The sequence below is a fragment of the Amycolatopsis mongoliensis genome (genome assembly GCF_030285665.1).
Taxonomy (GTDB): domain Bacteria; phylum Actinomycetota; class Actinomycetes; order Mycobacteriales; family Pseudonocardiaceae; genus Amycolatopsis; species Amycolatopsis mongoliensis.
Genome location: NZ_CP127295.1, coordinates 781,950 through 795,001, shown reverse-complemented (window position 1 = coordinate 795,001; position 13,052 = coordinate 781,950). Strand labels below are relative to the sequence as shown.

At 72.3% G+C, this 13,052-nt stretch carries 18 protein-coding genes; 8 read left to right on the top strand and 10 right to left on the bottom strand.

Annotated elements, in window-relative coordinates; translation table 11 throughout:
- Positions 1–32: 32 nt before the first annotated feature.
- Positions 33–506 carry a M15 family metallopeptidase gene (locus QRX60_RS03815; protein WP_285999409.1) on the bottom strand — a complete coding sequence of 158 codons (474 nt, stop codon included), beginning with the start codon at positions 504–506 and terminating at the stop codon, positions 33–35.
- Between the two features lie 87 nt (positions 507–593).
- On the opposite strand from QRX60_RS03815, the gene vanR-Sc reads away from it, so the two are divergent.
- Together vanR-Sc and QRX60_RS03805 are read left to right on the top strand one after the other, a co-directional pair.
- Positions 594–1,265 carry a VanSc-type vancomycin resistance response regulator transcription factor VanR gene (gene vanR-Sc, locus QRX60_RS03810; protein WP_285999408.1) on the top strand — a complete coding sequence of 224 codons (672 nt, stop codon included), beginning with the start codon at positions 594–596 and terminating at the stop codon, positions 1,263–1,265.
- A 16-nt stretch (positions 1,266–1,281) separates the two neighbouring features.
- The gene (locus QRX60_RS03805) at positions 1,282–2,361 is read left to right on the top strand and encodes a sensor histidine kinase (protein WP_286003492.1); all 1,080 of its coding nucleotides are present in this window, start codon (positions 1,282–1,284) and stop codon (positions 2,359–2,361) included.
- Here the strand turns inward: QRX60_RS03805 and QRX60_RS03800 are convergent.
- The 7 genes from QRX60_RS03800 to QRX60_RS03770 all read right to left on the bottom strand — a co-directional run bounded on the left by QRX60_RS03800 (position 2,338) and on the right by QRX60_RS03770 (position 7,125).
- Positions 2,338–2,487, bottom strand: coding sequence for a hypothetical protein (locus tag QRX60_RS03800; RefSeq protein WP_285999407.1), 150 nt, complete (start codon positions 2,485–2,487; stop codon positions 2,338–2,340). The genes QRX60_RS03805 and QRX60_RS03800 overlap by 24 nt on opposite strands.
- 281 nt (positions 2,488–2,768) lie before the next feature.
- Positions 2,769–3,206, bottom strand: coding sequence for a GNAT family N-acetyltransferase (locus tag QRX60_RS03795; RefSeq protein ID WP_285999406.1), 438 nt, complete (start codon positions 3,204–3,206; stop codon positions 2,769–2,771).
- Entirely contained in the window at positions 3,199–3,834 is a 636-nt protein-coding gene (gene vanX / locus QRX60_RS03790) for a D-Ala-D-Ala dipeptidase VanX (protein ID WP_285999405.1), read from the bottom strand. The genes QRX60_RS03795 and vanX overlap by 8 nt, the downstream gene beginning before the upstream one ends.
- A complete protein-coding gene (vanA, locus tag QRX60_RS03785) occupies positions 3,831–4,871 on the bottom strand; it encodes a D-alanine--(R)-lactate ligase (RefSeq protein ID WP_285999404.1) in 1,041 nt (346 codons plus the stop codon). Before vanA ends, vanX begins: the two co-directional genes overlap by 4 nt.
- Entirely contained in the window at positions 4,864–5,895 is a 1,032-nt protein-coding gene (vanH, locus tag QRX60_RS03780) for a D-lactate dehydrogenase VanH (protein ID WP_408630202.1), read from the bottom strand. The genes vanA and vanH overlap by 8 nt, the downstream gene beginning before the upstream one ends.
- A 230-nt stretch (positions 5,896–6,125) precedes the next feature.
- Positions 6,126–6,476, bottom strand: a complete 351-nt coding sequence (locus QRX60_RS03775; protein WP_285999403.1) for a hypothetical protein — start codon at positions 6,474–6,476, stop codon at positions 6,126–6,128.
- 202 nt (positions 6,477–6,678) lie between these two features.
- Entirely contained in the window at positions 6,679–7,125 is a 447-nt protein-coding gene (locus QRX60_RS03770; protein WP_285999402.1) for a DUF6292 family protein, read from the bottom strand.
- Positions 7,126–7,296: 171 nt separating this feature from the next.
- Here QRX60_RS03770 and QRX60_RS03765 point away from each other — a divergent pair, with 171 nt between their 5' ends.
- The 5 genes from QRX60_RS03765 to QRX60_RS03745 all read left to right on the top strand — a co-directional run bounded on the left by QRX60_RS03765 (position 7,297) and on the right by QRX60_RS03745 (position 11,578).
- Positions 7,297–8,280, top strand: a complete 984-nt coding sequence (locus QRX60_RS03765; protein WP_285999401.1) for an acyl-CoA desaturase — start codon at positions 7,297–7,299, stop codon at positions 8,278–8,280.
- Positions 8,281–8,480: 200 nt separating this feature from the next.
- Positions 8,481–9,098: a hypothetical protein gene (locus QRX60_RS03760; RefSeq protein ID WP_285999400.1), complete on the top strand. Its 618-nt coding sequence runs from the start codon at positions 8,481–8,483 to the stop codon at positions 9,096–9,098.
- 180 nt (positions 9,099–9,278) lie between these two features.
- Positions 9,279–10,001 carry a GAF and ANTAR domain-containing protein gene (locus QRX60_RS03755; RefSeq protein ID WP_285999399.1) on the top strand — a complete coding sequence of 241 codons (723 nt, stop codon included), beginning with the start codon at positions 9,279–9,281 and terminating at the stop codon, positions 9,999–10,001.
- Positions 10,002–10,043: 42 nt separating this feature from the next.
- Positions 10,044–10,790 carry a GAF and ANTAR domain-containing protein gene (locus tag QRX60_RS03750; protein ID WP_285999398.1) on the top strand — a complete coding sequence of 249 codons (747 nt, stop codon included), beginning with the start codon at positions 10,044–10,046 and terminating at the stop codon, positions 10,788–10,790.
- Positions 10,791–10,921: 131 nt separating this feature from the next.
- The gene (locus QRX60_RS03745; RefSeq protein ID WP_285999397.1) at positions 10,922–11,578 is read left to right on the top strand and encodes a phosphoribosyltransferase; all 657 of its coding nucleotides are present in this window, start codon (positions 10,922–10,924) and stop codon (positions 11,576–11,578) included.
- A gap of 22 nt (positions 11,579–11,600) precedes the next feature.
- Here QRX60_RS03745 and QRX60_RS03740 read toward each other — a convergent pair whose 3' ends face one another.
- Positions 11,601–12,236 carry a hypothetical protein gene (locus QRX60_RS03740; protein ID WP_285999396.1) on the bottom strand — a complete coding sequence of 212 codons (636 nt, stop codon included), beginning with the start codon at positions 12,234–12,236 and terminating at the stop codon, positions 11,601–11,603.
- A gap of 17 nt (positions 12,237–12,253) precedes the next feature.
- On the opposite strand from QRX60_RS03740, the gene QRX60_RS03735 reads away from it, so the two are divergent.
- Positions 12,254–12,427 (top strand): hypothetical protein, encoded by a 174-nt coding sequence (locus tag QRX60_RS03735; protein ID WP_285999395.1) that lies wholly within the window; start codon positions 12,254–12,256, stop codon positions 12,425–12,427.
- Between the two features lie 22 nt (positions 12,428–12,449).
- Here the strand turns inward: QRX60_RS03735 and QRX60_RS03730 are convergent, their stop codons facing one another.
- On the bottom strand, positions 12,450–12,947 hold the full coding sequence (locus QRX60_RS03730) for a GNAT family N-acetyltransferase (RefSeq protein WP_285999394.1): 498 nt from the start codon (positions 12,945–12,947) through the stop codon (positions 12,450–12,452).
- Between the last annotated feature and the right edge of the window lie 105 nt (positions 12,948–13,052).

The following is a 13,052-nucleotide window of genomic DNA, read 5'->3' as shown; positions in this document are numbered from 1 at the left end:
GCCGGCCGCGGACCCCGGTCCGCCACCACCGGTCACGCCGTCCGTCCGCGCCGCATCCGAGGATCGTGCGTGGGGTCGGCGTACAGGGGTGGACAGCCGTGTTCGACGGCCTCGGGCCGCAGTTCGTAGTGCCAGGGTTCGTTGCGGTAGATCTGGCAGAGCCCGTACGCGGAGCCGTGCTCGGACAGCCACGCCCTGGCCTCGGCAGGTCCGATGTCGACCGCGTTCCCCGACACGTGCGCGGACGTACCGGGGGTGGCCACCCACCGGGCGGCCGCCTCCTCCGAGCCGTACTTCAGCACCGCCGCCGCGAACAGGTGCGCCTGGTACTCGGGCGAGCGCCAGCCGCCGTTGACGACGAACTCGACGCCGTCGGCCGCGGCGTCCGCGGCGGCCCGGCGCAGGGCACCGAGCAGAGCGGGATCGAGGTTGGCCACGGCCGGGGTGTCGTCGTCGAAGACCCGCACCGGGTAGGGGACGGCGCCGGCCGATCTGCGGTAGGACATGGCCGCAGTCAAGGCGCCGCGGTGTTGCCGGCCCGTATCCCGGTTTCGATATGCCGGCGATAGGGCCCGGCTCGTAGCATCGGCACCGTGCGCGTGCTGATCGTCGAGGACGAGCCCTACCTGGCGGAAGCCGTCCGCGACGGCCTGCGCCTGGAAGCGATCGCCGCCGACATCGCCGGTGACGGGGACACCGCCCTCGAGCTGCTGAGCGTCAACGCCTACGACATCGCCGTCCTCGACCGGGACATCCCCGGCCCGTCCGGTGACGAGATCGCCGAACGCATCGTCGCCTCCGGCAGCGGCATGCCGATCCTCATGCTCACCGCCGCGGACCGGATCGACGACAAGGCCTCCGGGTTCGAGCTCGGCGCCGACGACTACCTCACCAAGCCGTTCGCGCTCCGGGAGCTCGTGCTCCGGCTCCGGGCACTCGACCGCCGGCGCGCCCACAACCGGCCACCCGTGCGGGAGATCGCGGGCCTGCGCCTGGATCCGTTCCGCCGCGAGGTCTACCGCGACGGCCGGTACGTCGCGCTCACCCGGAAGCAGTTCGCCGTGCTCGAAGTCCTCGTCGCGGCCGAAGGCGGGGTCGTCAGCGCCGAAGAGCTCCTGGAGCGGGCGTGGGACGAGAACGCCGACCCGTTCACCAACGCCGTGCGCATCACGGTTTCGGCGCTGCGCAAGCGACTCGGCGAACCCTGGGTCATCGCCACCGTGGCCGGCGTCGGCTACCGCATCGACACCCCGCCGGACACCTGACGTGGACGAGGAGACCGTGGACCGGAAGCCGGGCTTGAGCGTTCGCCTCAAGCTCACCCTCAGCTACGCCGGGTTCCTCATGCTCGCCGGCGCCCTGCTGCTGCTGACCGTGTGGGTGTTCCTGCGCAGTCACCTGCCCGACATCGCGGTCATGCCCGGGGGAGTGCTGAACCGCGCCACCCTGATGAGCACCTTCACCTCGGCCGCGGGCGTCGTCGTGGTCTTCCTGCTGGTGTTCGGTCTCCTGGGCGGGTGGATCCTCTCCGGCCGCATGCTCGCCCCGCTGACCCGCATCACCGACGCCGCCCGCATGGCGACCGACGGATCGCTGTCCCACCGGATCCTGTTGGACGGCCGCAAGGACGAGTTCCGCGAGCTCGCCGACGCGTTCGACGTGATGCTCGCCCGGCTCGAAGCCCACGTCGCCGAACAGCAGCGGTTCGCCGCCAACGCCTCCCACGAACTGCGCACCCCGCTGGCGATCTCGCAAGCCCTGCTCGAGGTCGCCCGCACCGATCCGGCGCAGATGTCCGGCGAGCTCGTCGACCGCCTCCACGCCGTCAACGCCCGGGCGATCGACCTCACCGAAGCGCTGCTCCTGCTCAGCCAGGCCGACCAGCGCGCCTTCAGCCGGGAACGCGTCGACCTGTCCCTCCTCGCGGAAGAGGCCACGGAAACGCTCCTTCCCCTCGCGGAAAAACGCGGCCTCACCCTCGAGACCTCCGGCGACGTCGCCCCCACCCACGGCTCGCGCGCGCTCCTGCTGCAGCTGACGACGAACCTCGTGCACAACGCGATCGTCCACAACCGGCCCGCCCCCGGCACCGTGTGGGTGACGACCGCCGTCGACGCCAAGTCGGTGGTGCTCACCGTCGAGAACACCGGCGAGCCGCTCACCCCGCAGCTGGTTTCCACGCTCGTCGAACCGTTCCGGCGCGGCACCGACCGCGTCCGCACCGACCACGCGGGTGCCGGCCTCGGCCTGGCGATCGTCCGCAGCATCACCCAGGCCCACGACGGGACCCTCACCCTCACGCCCCGTCCCGGCGGCGGCCTCCGCACCACGGTGCAGCTACCACGGTGGTGGCTCCGCTGAGGCGTACCCCCGAAGCTCGGCGACGGCGGCGAGCACGTGCCGGGCGAGGACGACGTCCGCGTCGGGCGCGCCGGCGGCCTGTGCCCGGGCCGACCTCGCCGCGATCTGCCCGGGATCGGTGAGCACCGGGATCAGGTGGTTTCGGTCCAGGCCGGCGTTGTCGACGAGCAGGCCCCCGCCGGCCGCGACGACCGGCTCGGCGTCCAGCCGACCGGTAACCCCGCGCGCCCGCTACGCCGGACACCGCGGCGTCGATCGCCCACGCGCCCTGCGAACCGCCGGTGACCAGCGGGACCGGCCCGCCGGATCGTCGGCCGAAGCGCTGCTGGGCCGCATGGCGCAGCGCGGGCCGGTCGAGCCCGGTGATCGACGGCCGCCCGCGACACGACGCGCGGTGGCGTCACGCCTCAGACCTTCTTGCGGTAGGTGTGCGAGGTCGACTTCCGCCGGTACCCGATTCCCTCGTAGAACGAGTGGGACTCGGGCCGCACGACGTTCGAGCGGACCACGATCGTGTGCAGGCCCTGCTGTACCGCCCACTGCTCGGCGGCCCGCACCAGGGCGCGGCCGACCCCGGATCGGCGGGCCGCCGAGTCGACGACCAGGCCGGTGATCTCGACGCGTTCGTCCTGCTCCAGCCCGGGCGGCCGCCGCTCGACACCGACGTAACCGTCGATGCGGGAGTCGCCGGCGGGGGTCGCGATCAGGACCTGCTGGGTGGCCGAGCTCAGCACGGCCAGCAGCCTGCCGGCCACCGCGCCGGGCTCGCCCGGGTACCCGAGCTGGGCCAGCAGCCCGGTGAGGCGGGGGGCGTCGGCGGCCCGGACCGGCCGGATCTCAGTCATGGACGAGCAGGCTTTCGGTGCTGGTGATGGGAAAGTCGAAGTAGGTGTCCGGGTAGGGCTCGTCGCGCAGCGAGTAGTGCCACCACTCGGCGTCGTACCGGGCGAACCCGCAGGACTCCATGAGGGAACAGAGGTGGTGCCGGTTCCTCGCTTCGGCTTCGGTGATCCCCCGGGCGCCGTGGTGGGAGATCGCGTCCATCAGATCGTGGTCACCGCCCATCGCAGCGAGTTCACCGGTGGCCAGGTGGTAGAGCGTCAGGTCGACGGTACTGCCCCGGCTGTGCCCGGACTTCGCTGCCACATAACCCTTTTCGACCATCTCGGCCCGGTCGATGTTCGGGTAGTGCCGCTGCTTCGTGCGGCCGTCTTCGGGCCGTTGTGCCCAGCGCAGGAAGCAGTCCACGGCGCGCTGCGGGCGGTAGCCGTCCCACAGCAGCAGGCCGAAGCCGAGGGATTCGGCCCTTTCCTGCGCTCTTTCCAGGGCCACGCACAGGGCCCGCGTGCCGACCACCCGGTTCGCCAGGTACCCGTCCACCGGTTTGCCGGTGAAGTTGTCCCACGTGGCGTACTTGGCGTCCCAGCGTATTTGGGGCGCGAACTCGTCCACGAAGACGAAGTCGTCGTTCACTGGAACTTCCCGGTCAGTGCCAGCGAAACCATCCGGTCGAGCACGTCGCCGAGCGACAGCCCCGCGGCCGCCATCATCCTCGGATAACGGCTGTACGAGGTCAGGCCGGGCAGGGTGTTGACCTCGTTGAGGACCACGGTCCCGTCTTCCTTCAGGAACATGTCCACGCGCGCCAGCCCCCGGCAGCCGAGGGCGCGGTAGACGGCCTTCGCGGTCTCCTGGACGAGCGTGCGGGACTCCGCCGGAATGTCGGCGGGAACGATGAAGGTCGAGTTTTCGGAACCGCTTTCGGGGTTGCTCTCCTGGTGGATCTTGAAGAAGCCGTGGGTGAGCGCGACCCGGTCGAGCTCGCCCACGAGCAGGTCCAGGTCGTTGCCCAGGATGGCGCACCCGATCTCGCTGCCGAGGACGGCCTCTTCGATCAGCACCTTCGAGTCGTACTGTCGTGCACTCTCCACCGCATCCGGCAGTTCTTCCTCGCGGGACACCTTGCTGACGCCGAACGACGACCCCGAACGGGCCGGCTTGACGAAGACGGGAAAGGTGAGCCCGCCGGGATCGAGGTGCTCGTCCGCGGTGACGGTCCGGAACTCCGGCGTCGCGATTCCCGCGTTCCCGGTGACGAGGTAGGTGAGCGACTTGTCCATGCACAGAGCGGAACTGGGGACGTCACAGCCGGCGTAGGGCACGCCGGCGAGTTCCGCTAAACCCTGCATCGCGCCGTCCTCGCCGAGCCTGCCGTGCAGGAGGGGCAGCACGACGTCCAGCCTGATGGTTTCGTACCGTCCCTGTTCCAGGACGAGCAGTCCGTGGACGCTGCGGTCCGGCGACAGCACAGCCGGCCGGCAGCTGCCGTTCTCCCAGTCCGCGCCGGGGCCGTCGCACAGCTTCCATTCGCCGCTCTTCGTGATCCCGATCCAGAACGGCTCGTACTTCTCGGTGTCGAGGTGCCTGGCCACCTCCTGCGCGGACTTGACGGAGACCGGATGTTCTTCCGTGGCGCCCCCGAAGATGATTCCGACCTTCACCCTATCCATGCTGTTTCCCGCTTTCGAAGCTCAGGCAGTTGACGAGACTGTTTTCGACGGTGTCGCTCAGTGCGTGGTCCGTGTAGTAGGCGGTGTGCGGGCTGATCAGCACGTTCGGCATTCTTTGCAGCCGCAGCAGCGCTTCGCTCCCGATGGGCCGGTCCCGGCAGTCGGCGTAGAAGATTCCTTCCTCTCCTTCGAGGACGTCCAGCGCCGCGCCGCCCAGCCTGCCGCTTTCCAGTGCCGGAACGAGGGCTTCGGTGTCGAGGAGGGAACCGCGGCCGGTGTTGACGACGACCGCGCCGTGCCGCATCTGCTCGATGCGCCGGCGGTCCAGGAGGTGGTGGGTGTCCGCGGTGAGCGGGGTGTGCAGCGTCACCACGTCGCTCTGCACGAGCAGGTCGTCGAGGGGAACGTAGTCGGCGGAGGTCTGCGGGCGGCTGTCGTAGGCCAAGGTCTGGCAGCCGAACCCCCGCAGCCGGTCGATGACCGCGGCGCCGATGCGCCCGGTCCCGACCACCCCGACGGTCAGGTCGCGCAGCTCTTTCCCGCGTACGTCACTCAGCCGGTAGTCGTGGACCTCCGCGCGGCGGAGGACGGACTTGGCGTTCCGCGCCACCATCAGCATCAGCATCAGCGTGTAGTCGGCCACGCTGTCGGGCGAATAGGTGACGTTTTCCACGGTGATGCCGACGCTCTTCGCGTAGTCGACGTCGAGGTGGTTGAACCCGATGCTCCTCGTGGAGATGTACTCCACGCCGGCCCGGCTGAGCGCGAGGAGGGTGGAGTCGGTGATCCGGGTCTTGTGGCCGACGCTGACGCAGCGGTTGCCGGCCGCCAGTTCGCTGGTGGCCTCGGACACCGCGGCCGCGGTGATGGTCGGCTCCACGCCGAAGCGGGGCGCCATCTCCCGGAACAGGACGGCCTCGTCCGGTCCGCATCCGTAGATCGTGATTCCCGTTGCCGGGACGGCCGAAGGGGGTGGGGCCGCCGGCGATCGGACCGCTGTTCGTGCTGGTTCGCCGTAGCTCATGCGGCCCAGTCAAACCAGCGTGGTGTTGCCGGCCCGTATGCGGTTTTCGATATGCGGGCGATACGCCCCCGAGGGGCGGTGGCGTGTTCTCCGGCCGGTGCCGGGACGGCGGTCCGGCCTCCGGGGAAGGCCCGGAACTCCGGGTCCGGGCGCAGCACGTCCGGGATGCGGCGGGCGCGGCCTGCTCACCCGGGAACCCGGTCACCTCGCTCGCGGCACCTCGTCGCCCGTCATCCGCCCGGCGCCACGTCCGCGCGGCCCGCCGGCGGGTGGGCGTCGAGGATGTCGGTGGCCCGCACCAGGCTGACCGGGCCGTCGGACGCGGAGCCGTGCGGGCGGACGGGCACCCAGGTGGTGCTCGTGTGCTCGTCGCGCAGGCTGTGGCCCGCGACCGTCCCGACGTGCTCGCGCCACACGGGTGACGCGCACGAGGCCGGCCGGGACCGCTCCGCGCGGCCGCGGTACCGGTAGCGGACGGCCCAGCCGGGCGGGTAGCCACCGCCGTGGCGGCTGGGCCAGGTCGGGTACGCGCTCCCCGCGGTCCCTCCCGCCGGGTGCGGATCGGTCTGCTCGTCGTCCACCGGAGCCCGCCTTCGCTCGCGGTGCACCGAGTGCACCGTCATGGGTCGCCGGGGACCGGGGCGCGGTCTTCCACCTTAGATCGGGAGCGCCGGGACCGGTTCGCCCAGGCGAGTGGTTCCCCGGCCGTGGTGACCGGTCAGCCGGGCGGGAACCCGTCCTGAATGGACTTCGCCGCCGAAACGACGATCGCTCCAGCCGCGATCACGACCACCTCGGTGCCGAGGAGTCACCGTGGGTGGTGGCGTACCGGCTCAGCCGTTCGGCCAGCGCCCGGCGGGTCGTGGCGCCGACCGGGCCGGGACGCTCCTGGCCGGTGTGGCGTCCGGCGGCGGTGTCGGCGACGAACTGCGCGACCGCGCGCGGGGGCGGCACGAGGTCGTCGCCGCCCTGGTGGGCGAGGACGACCGGGTCTTCGGCGGGATCGGTTTCCACCGCGAGCGACCACCCCCGCCGTTCGCTCCACACCAGCATGACGTCGTGGTCGGGCCGGTCGAACCACCGGTGGGGCAGCCCGAGGTAGGCGGTGGCCGTGTCGCTGATCTCCACCGTGGTGCTTTCGTCGGGGACGCCGACCACGGCCGCGACCGCCCGCACGTATTCGCCCAGGCTGTGCTCGAGGCTTCGGGTGTCGGGTTCGGGGTGCTCCATATCCGCCACGCTAGAGGGCCTCCGGCCGGCGGGCCGGGGCGGCACGCGAAGTCGCCTCGCGGGGGAAGCAGTCCGGCAGTCCGCCGCGTTTAGACCGCTGCCGGCGGGCTACCCCCTGATTGATCGCCCCGGACCTCGGCGGAAGGTCACGTCACGGAAAGAGCGATCGACATGACACGTACGTTGGAACGGCCGCCGAAGGCCGCGGAACCGATGCTCGCGGGTGAGAAGACCCGCACCGAGAACTTCCTGGTCAAGCTGTTCGCGGTCGTCCCGCTGCTGGCCCTGGCCGTGGCCGTGCCCTTCGCCTGGGGATGGGGCCTGAGCTGGACCGACATCGCCCTGGCCACCGGCTTCTACTTCCTCACCGGCCTCGGCGTCACCATCGGCTTCCACCGCCACTTCACCCACGGCGCCTTCAAAGCCCACCGCGCCCTGCGCATCGCCCTCGCCACCACCGGCAGCATGGCCATGCAAGGCCCCGTCATCGGCTGGGTCGCCGACCACCGCCGCCACCACGCCTACGCCGACCGCGACGGCGACCCCCACTCCCCCTGGCGCTACGGCACCACCCCCACCGCCCTCGCCAAAGGCTTCTGGCACGCCCACCTCGGCTGGCTGTTCGACCGGCAGAAAACCAACGCCCAACGCTTCGCCCCCGACCTGCTCACCGACCGCGACATCACCCGCATCAACACCTGGTTCCCCGCCCTGACCGTCCTCACCCTCCTGGCCCCCGCCCTCATCGGCGGCCTGATCACCCTGTCCTGGTGGGGCGCCCTCACCGCGTTCTTCTGGGCCGGCCTCGTCCGCGTCGCGCTCCTGCACCACGTCACCTGGTCGGTCAACTCGCTGTGCCACATGATCGGCGAGCGCCCCTACGCCGCCCGCGACAAATCCACCAACTTCTGGCCCCTGGCCATCGCCTCCATGGGCGAGTCCTGGCACAACTCCCACCACGCCGACCCCACCGGCGCCCGCCACGGCGTCCGCCGCGGCCAGCTCGACATGTCCGCCCGCCTCATCTGGGCATTCGAAAAACTCGGCTGGGCCACCGACGTCCGCTGGCCCAAACCCGACCGCCTCGACCGCAAACTCAACCCCGGCCACCACCCCGCACACCGTGGGCGCGCCACCCGGCCGGAAGGTGGCTGACCACGAGCCCGGGACGCCGGAACCGGCCGCACGGCCGGCTCGGGCGCCGGGAAGGGTTTCCCCGCCGCCGACCGGGTGGACCACCCCGCTTCGCCCGCGGCCGAGGACTAGACTGGGTGGACGCCCCGGACCTCGGCGAACCTGGTTTCCCGGCACCGGCCCACGGCCGGCGCCCGGCCCGGACGGTGAGGCGAACGACCATGGGACGCGTGGCGGTGGGCGGTCTGGTCGGTCTCGTCTGCGTCCTGGCCACGATCGGTGCCCTGACACGGACGGCGGACGTCCTGATCGGCTGGATCCTGCTCGGCGCCGGGGCCGGGATCCTCGTCGCTTTCTGCGCTCCGCGGCTCGCCCGCGGAAGGGCCGCAGCGAGCGGGCCGGACCTGCGCCTGGGCGCGCTCACCGCGGCGGCGTTCGTCACGGCTTGCCTCGTGGTCGCCGGCCTGCTGACCACGGTGGGCGGTGGTGTCACGGCAGCCCTGCTGGTCCTGCTCGTCGTCGGCGGGCTGGGGGCCGCTCGACGCCGCCGGCCTGCGCCGTCCGCTGCGTCCGGGCCGCCCGGCGTCGTGGTCCCGCATCCCCCGAAACCCGGTCCGGTGGCCGACATGGCGACCGAAGAGCTGTGCGCGGCTTGGCGGCGCAGCTACTTCCTCCTGGCCCTCGCCTCCGGCGGGCCGGCGCACCGGCTGGTCGTGCAGCGCCGGCAGGACTTCCTCGACGAGCTCGAACGCCGGGACCGCAGCGGGTTCCTGCGATGGCTCGACAGCGGCGCGGAAGCCGGCAGCGATCCCGGCCCCTACCTGACCACCCGGAGCTGAGCGTGGCAGGGGCCCGTTACACCGCCGCCGCCCGGGGCGCGGGGGTAGGCTCGGACGACGCAGCCGCGGCAGCGGAGCTGATCCGGGGTTGCTCCCTCCCGCGTTGGTGTGGCGACGACGAACACCGACCCGGAGGGAACCGGATGCCCGCACGTGAAGGCCGTCGGGTGTGGATCCGCGGTGGCTGACGTCGAGGTCCTGCGAGCGAGCGTGCTGGCCGCGCTGGGCGAAGGTGGCGGCAGCGGGGTCGACGTCGTCGGCCGGGTGTGCCGGGCGTGCGTGCGCCTGCTGCCGGTGGACGGAGCGGCGGTGTCGGTGATGGTCGGCGCCGGGCACCGGGAAGTCGTCTACGCCAGCAACGCGGTGAGCACGGCACTGGCGGAGCTGCAGTTTTCCCTCGGCGAGGGACCGTGTTTCGAGGCGTACACCCTGGGCGGCCCGGTCCTGGTACCGGATCTGGCCGGTGAGCCGCCCCCGGCGTGGCCGGTGTTCGCCGCGGAGGCCGCGGCACAGCCGGTGGCGGCGTTGTTCACCTTCCCGGTGCAGATCGGGGCGGTCCGGGTGGCGACCCTCGACACCTACCGGTCGACGCCGGGCTCGCTGAGTCCCGATGAGCTGGCCACGGCGTTGCAGGTGGCCGACGTCGCGGCGCTCGCGCTGTCGGGGTTGCGGGCCGACGGCGGCCGGTGGCTCGACGGGGACGGGCGGTGGATGGAAGGCGCCGGGATGCGGTACCGGGAGGTGCACCAGGCCACCGGGATGCTGATCGCGCACCTGGACCTGCCCGCTTCCGCCGCCTTGGCCCGGTTGCGCGGCTACGCGTTCGGCCAGGGACGTTCCCTGCTGGAGGTCGCCGGCGACATCGTGGCCGGGCGGCTGCGACTGGACGAGGAGTTCCGGTGAGGACCACCATGAAGACAGCCGACGAACCGGGAGATGGTGGGTATGGCCGACCGTGAACGACAGGTGATCCGGGCGTTCGTCGCGCTGGCGGACACCCTGGTCGACGACTACGACGTCGCCGACCTGCTGCACACGCTGGTGCAGCAGTGCGTGCAGCTGCTCGACGTCGCGGCGGCCGGGCTGACGCTCGCCGACGAACGGGGCGGACTGCAGGTGCTCGCCTCCTCCACCGAGCAGGCGCGGCTGCTCGAGCTGTTCCAGCTCGACATCGACGAAGGCCCGTGCGTCGAGTGCTTCACGACCAGCACCCCGGTGCTGGTGGCCGACATCGTGGCGCAGGCGGCGCGGTGGCCGCGGTTCGCCGCCGAGGCGGCCAAGGACGGGTTCGCGTCGGTGCACGCGGTGCCCCTGCGGCTGCGCAAGCAGACGATCGGGGCGCTGAACCTGTTCGGGCTGAAGCCGGGCGAGTTGTCGGCGGACGACATCGCGCTGGCGCAGGGCCTGGCCGACACCGCGACCATCGGCATCCTCCACGAACGGGCCGTCCGCCAGGGGGAACTGCTCTCCGAGCAGCTCCAGACGGCGTTGAACAGCCGGGTGATCATCGAGCAGGCCAAGGGCGTCCTCGCCGTCAGTGGGCAGCTCAGCATGGACGCGGCCTTCACGGCTTTGCGCGGCTTCGCCCGGCGGAACCACCGCCGGCTCAGCGATGTCGCTCGCGAGCTGGCCGACCGCGAGCTGGCCCCCACGGTCGTGCTGGCCTCCTCGGCGACGACCCACTCCCGCTGATCGGTCCTTTGTGGACGCCGGAAGAAGGTGCCGAACGGTCCGCCTCGCGGTGACCAACGGCCCTCGCGCCCCGGACGCGGTGCGGTGATGCTGGGAGTCGGCCGACCGGCTTCCGACTCCCAGGAGTTCCCATGCGCTTCCGTGATCGCCGGGAAGCCGGCGAGCGCCTGGCACTCCGGTTGCGTCCGCTCCGCGGCGACCGGGCCGTGGTCCTCGGCCTGTCCGAGGGCGGCCTGGTGGTGGCCGGCGAGATCGCCGACGTCCTCGGTGCGCCCCTGGACATCCTGCTCACCCAGCGGATCGAGTCCGCCGGGCCGCCGCCGACGATGCTCGGCGCCGTCGGCGAAGGTGGCCTGATCGTCTGGGACCACGGCGCCATCCGCCGGTTCGACATCGAGCCGGAGCAGCTCACGCGGCTCGCCGAGCAGGCGCAGGCCGCACTGGCCCGGCAGGTCGCCGTCTACCGGCGCACGGTGGCGCCGATCCCCATCGCCGGCCGCACGGTCGTCCTCGCCGACGACGGCGCCGCCACCGGCACGACCGCGCACACGGCCATCCGCGTCCTGCGGGCCCGCCAGGCCGGCCGGATCGTGCTCGCGGTCCCGGTCGCCGAGGCGGGTGTCCTCGACCGGCTCTCCCGCGAGGTGGACCAGTTCGTCTGCCTGCGTCCGGTGCCGTGGATGCACGCGGTGCGCAACAGCTACCGGAGGTTCTCCGCGGTGGCCGACACCGAGGCGCTCGCACTGCTGCACCGGGAACCCCGCCTGCCGACGGAGGTGCCCCGGTGAAGTCCACAGTGGACCACCAGGGTCAGCCGGGGAGGCGCACGGCGATCTCGTCGCCCAGCGCGGCGCCGCCGGCCAGCTCGAGGTGGTCGCCGCTCCAGAACCGGCCCGCGTCGTACCAGTTCGGCCGGCGGCCCGGCGGCAGCAGGCCCATGGCTTCGTAGGTCAGCGCGACGATTTCGGCGCAGTAGCCGGTCTCGAGGCCGGCGCCGGGGATGTCGCGCTTCCGGATCGGCAGCCGGCCACCGAGCCAGCGGGACGCGAGGCGCGCGGTCGACGGGAACGGTGTGCCGTCGAGCCGCGCGATCGTCCGCAGGACGGCGTCCTCCATCTCCCCGGTGACCGGGTGGTCGAGCTGGCGCAGCCAGACCTGCTGGTGGTACTTCTCGGCCCACACGAGCACCGCCCGGCGCAGGTCGTGCAGCTGCGCGCCCCGCTGGTGCGTGCCCGACCAGACGTCCGGCAGGGCCCGGCCCAGCTCCGCGTGCCACATCAGCGGCGGGAGGTCCTCGATCACCACCGCCATGCCGACGTGGTTGACCGGGCTGTTCGTCACGACGCGGATCGTGCGGTCGGCCGCGGACCGCCCGCGGAACAGCCACAGGTCGCCCGTGCGCGTCGTGCGCGCGGCTTCGTCCAGATCCAGCTCGTTCCCCGGCACGGCAGTAGCCTAGGCCGATGCGCTGGTGGAAGGCACTGGGACTGGCCGGAATCGTCGGAGTGGCCGCGACCGGGGTGGTGATCGCACGCGAGGAACGCCGCCGGCGGGCCTACACCCCGGACGAGGTCCGGGAACGGCTGCACGCCCGCCTCGGCGCCACGCCACCGGCGCCCGGCGAAGCGGACGGCTGATCGGCTCTTCGACGCTTCGGGTCTACTCTCCGGCAGCGCGGGATTCCGGCTTCGGCCCGCGCCGGAACGGGATGCCCAGGGCCGCGAAGACGCCCAGCATCTTCGCGTTTTCCGCGCCGGCGTCGACGACGAGCATCCGCACGCCTTCGTGGTCCGCGGCGACGGCGAGCTGTTCGAGCAGCAGGGCTGCCACGCCGAGCGCCGGGCCGCGGCCGTCGACCACCAGCGAGACCTCCGCTTCGGCGGGGTCGGCCAGGATGTCGTAGCGGGCGACGCCGGCCAGGCGGGAGCGCCGGAAGCACCCCACCGCGGTGTTCCCGGCGCCGGAGCCGTGGGACAGCTGCGCCGAGAGCTCGGCCAGCCCGGCCACGCCGGGACCGAACCGCAGGTGCCGGTCCCGTCCGGCGAGCCGGGCCCGCAGCGCGAGGACCGCGGCGGCGTCGCGGGCTTCCAGCTTGCGCACCCAGGCGACCTCCCCGTCGGGGAGCAGGGCTCGTGCCGGTGGGGTGACGGTGGTCATGGGGTCTCCTCACGGATCGGGTGCACGGCCCGGTCCACAGTGTTCTGTCCTTTTCGGACAGAACACTGTGGAGCCCGGGGGCCGGCCGCGGCCGCGTCTTCGCGG

What these genes read in the sequence shown, in the direction of transcription:
- QRX60_RS03815 (WP_285999409.1), bottom strand. Translation starts at nt 506, where the DNA reads ATGTCCTACCGCAGATCGGCCGGCGCCGTCCCCTACCCGGTGCGGGTC.
- QRX60_RS03795 (WP_285999406.1), bottom strand. Translation starts at nt 3,206, where the DNA reads ATGACTGAGATCCGGCCGGTCCGGGCCGCCGACGCCCCCCGCCTCACC.
- vanA (WP_285999404.1), bottom strand. Translation starts at nt 4,871, where the DNA reads ATGGATAGGGTGAAGGTCGGAATCATCTTCGGGGGCGCCACGGAAGAA.
- vanH (WP_408630202.1), bottom strand. Translation starts at nt 5,895, where the DNA reads ATGAGCTACGGCGAACCAGCACGAACAGCGGTCCGATCGCCGGCGGCC.
- QRX60_RS03770 (WP_285999402.1), bottom strand. Translation starts at nt 7,125, where the DNA reads ATGGAGCACCCCGAACCCGACACCCGAAGCCTCGAGCACAGCCTGGGC.
- QRX60_RS03765 (WP_285999401.1), top strand. Translation starts at nt 7,297, where the DNA reads ATGACACGTACGTTGGAACGGCCGCCGAAGGCCGCGGAACCGATGCTC.
- QRX60_RS03760 (WP_285999400.1), top strand. Translation starts at nt 8,481, where the DNA reads ATGGGACGCGTGGCGGTGGGCGGTCTGGTCGGTCTCGTCTGCGTCCTG.
- QRX60_RS03750 (WP_285999398.1), top strand. Translation starts at nt 10,044, where the DNA reads ATGGCCGACCGTGAACGACAGGTGATCCGGGCGTTCGTCGCGCTGGCG.
- QRX60_RS03745 (WP_285999397.1), top strand. Translation starts at nt 10,922, where the DNA reads ATGCGCTTCCGTGATCGCCGGGAAGCCGGCGAGCGCCTGGCACTCCGG.
- QRX60_RS03735 (WP_285999395.1), top strand. Translation starts at nt 12,254, where the DNA reads ATGCGCTGGTGGAAGGCACTGGGACTGGCCGGAATCGTCGGAGTGGCC.
- QRX60_RS03730 (WP_285999394.1), bottom strand. Translation starts at nt 12,947, where the DNA reads ATGACCACCGTCACCCCACCGGCACGAGCCCTGCTCCCCGACGGGGAG.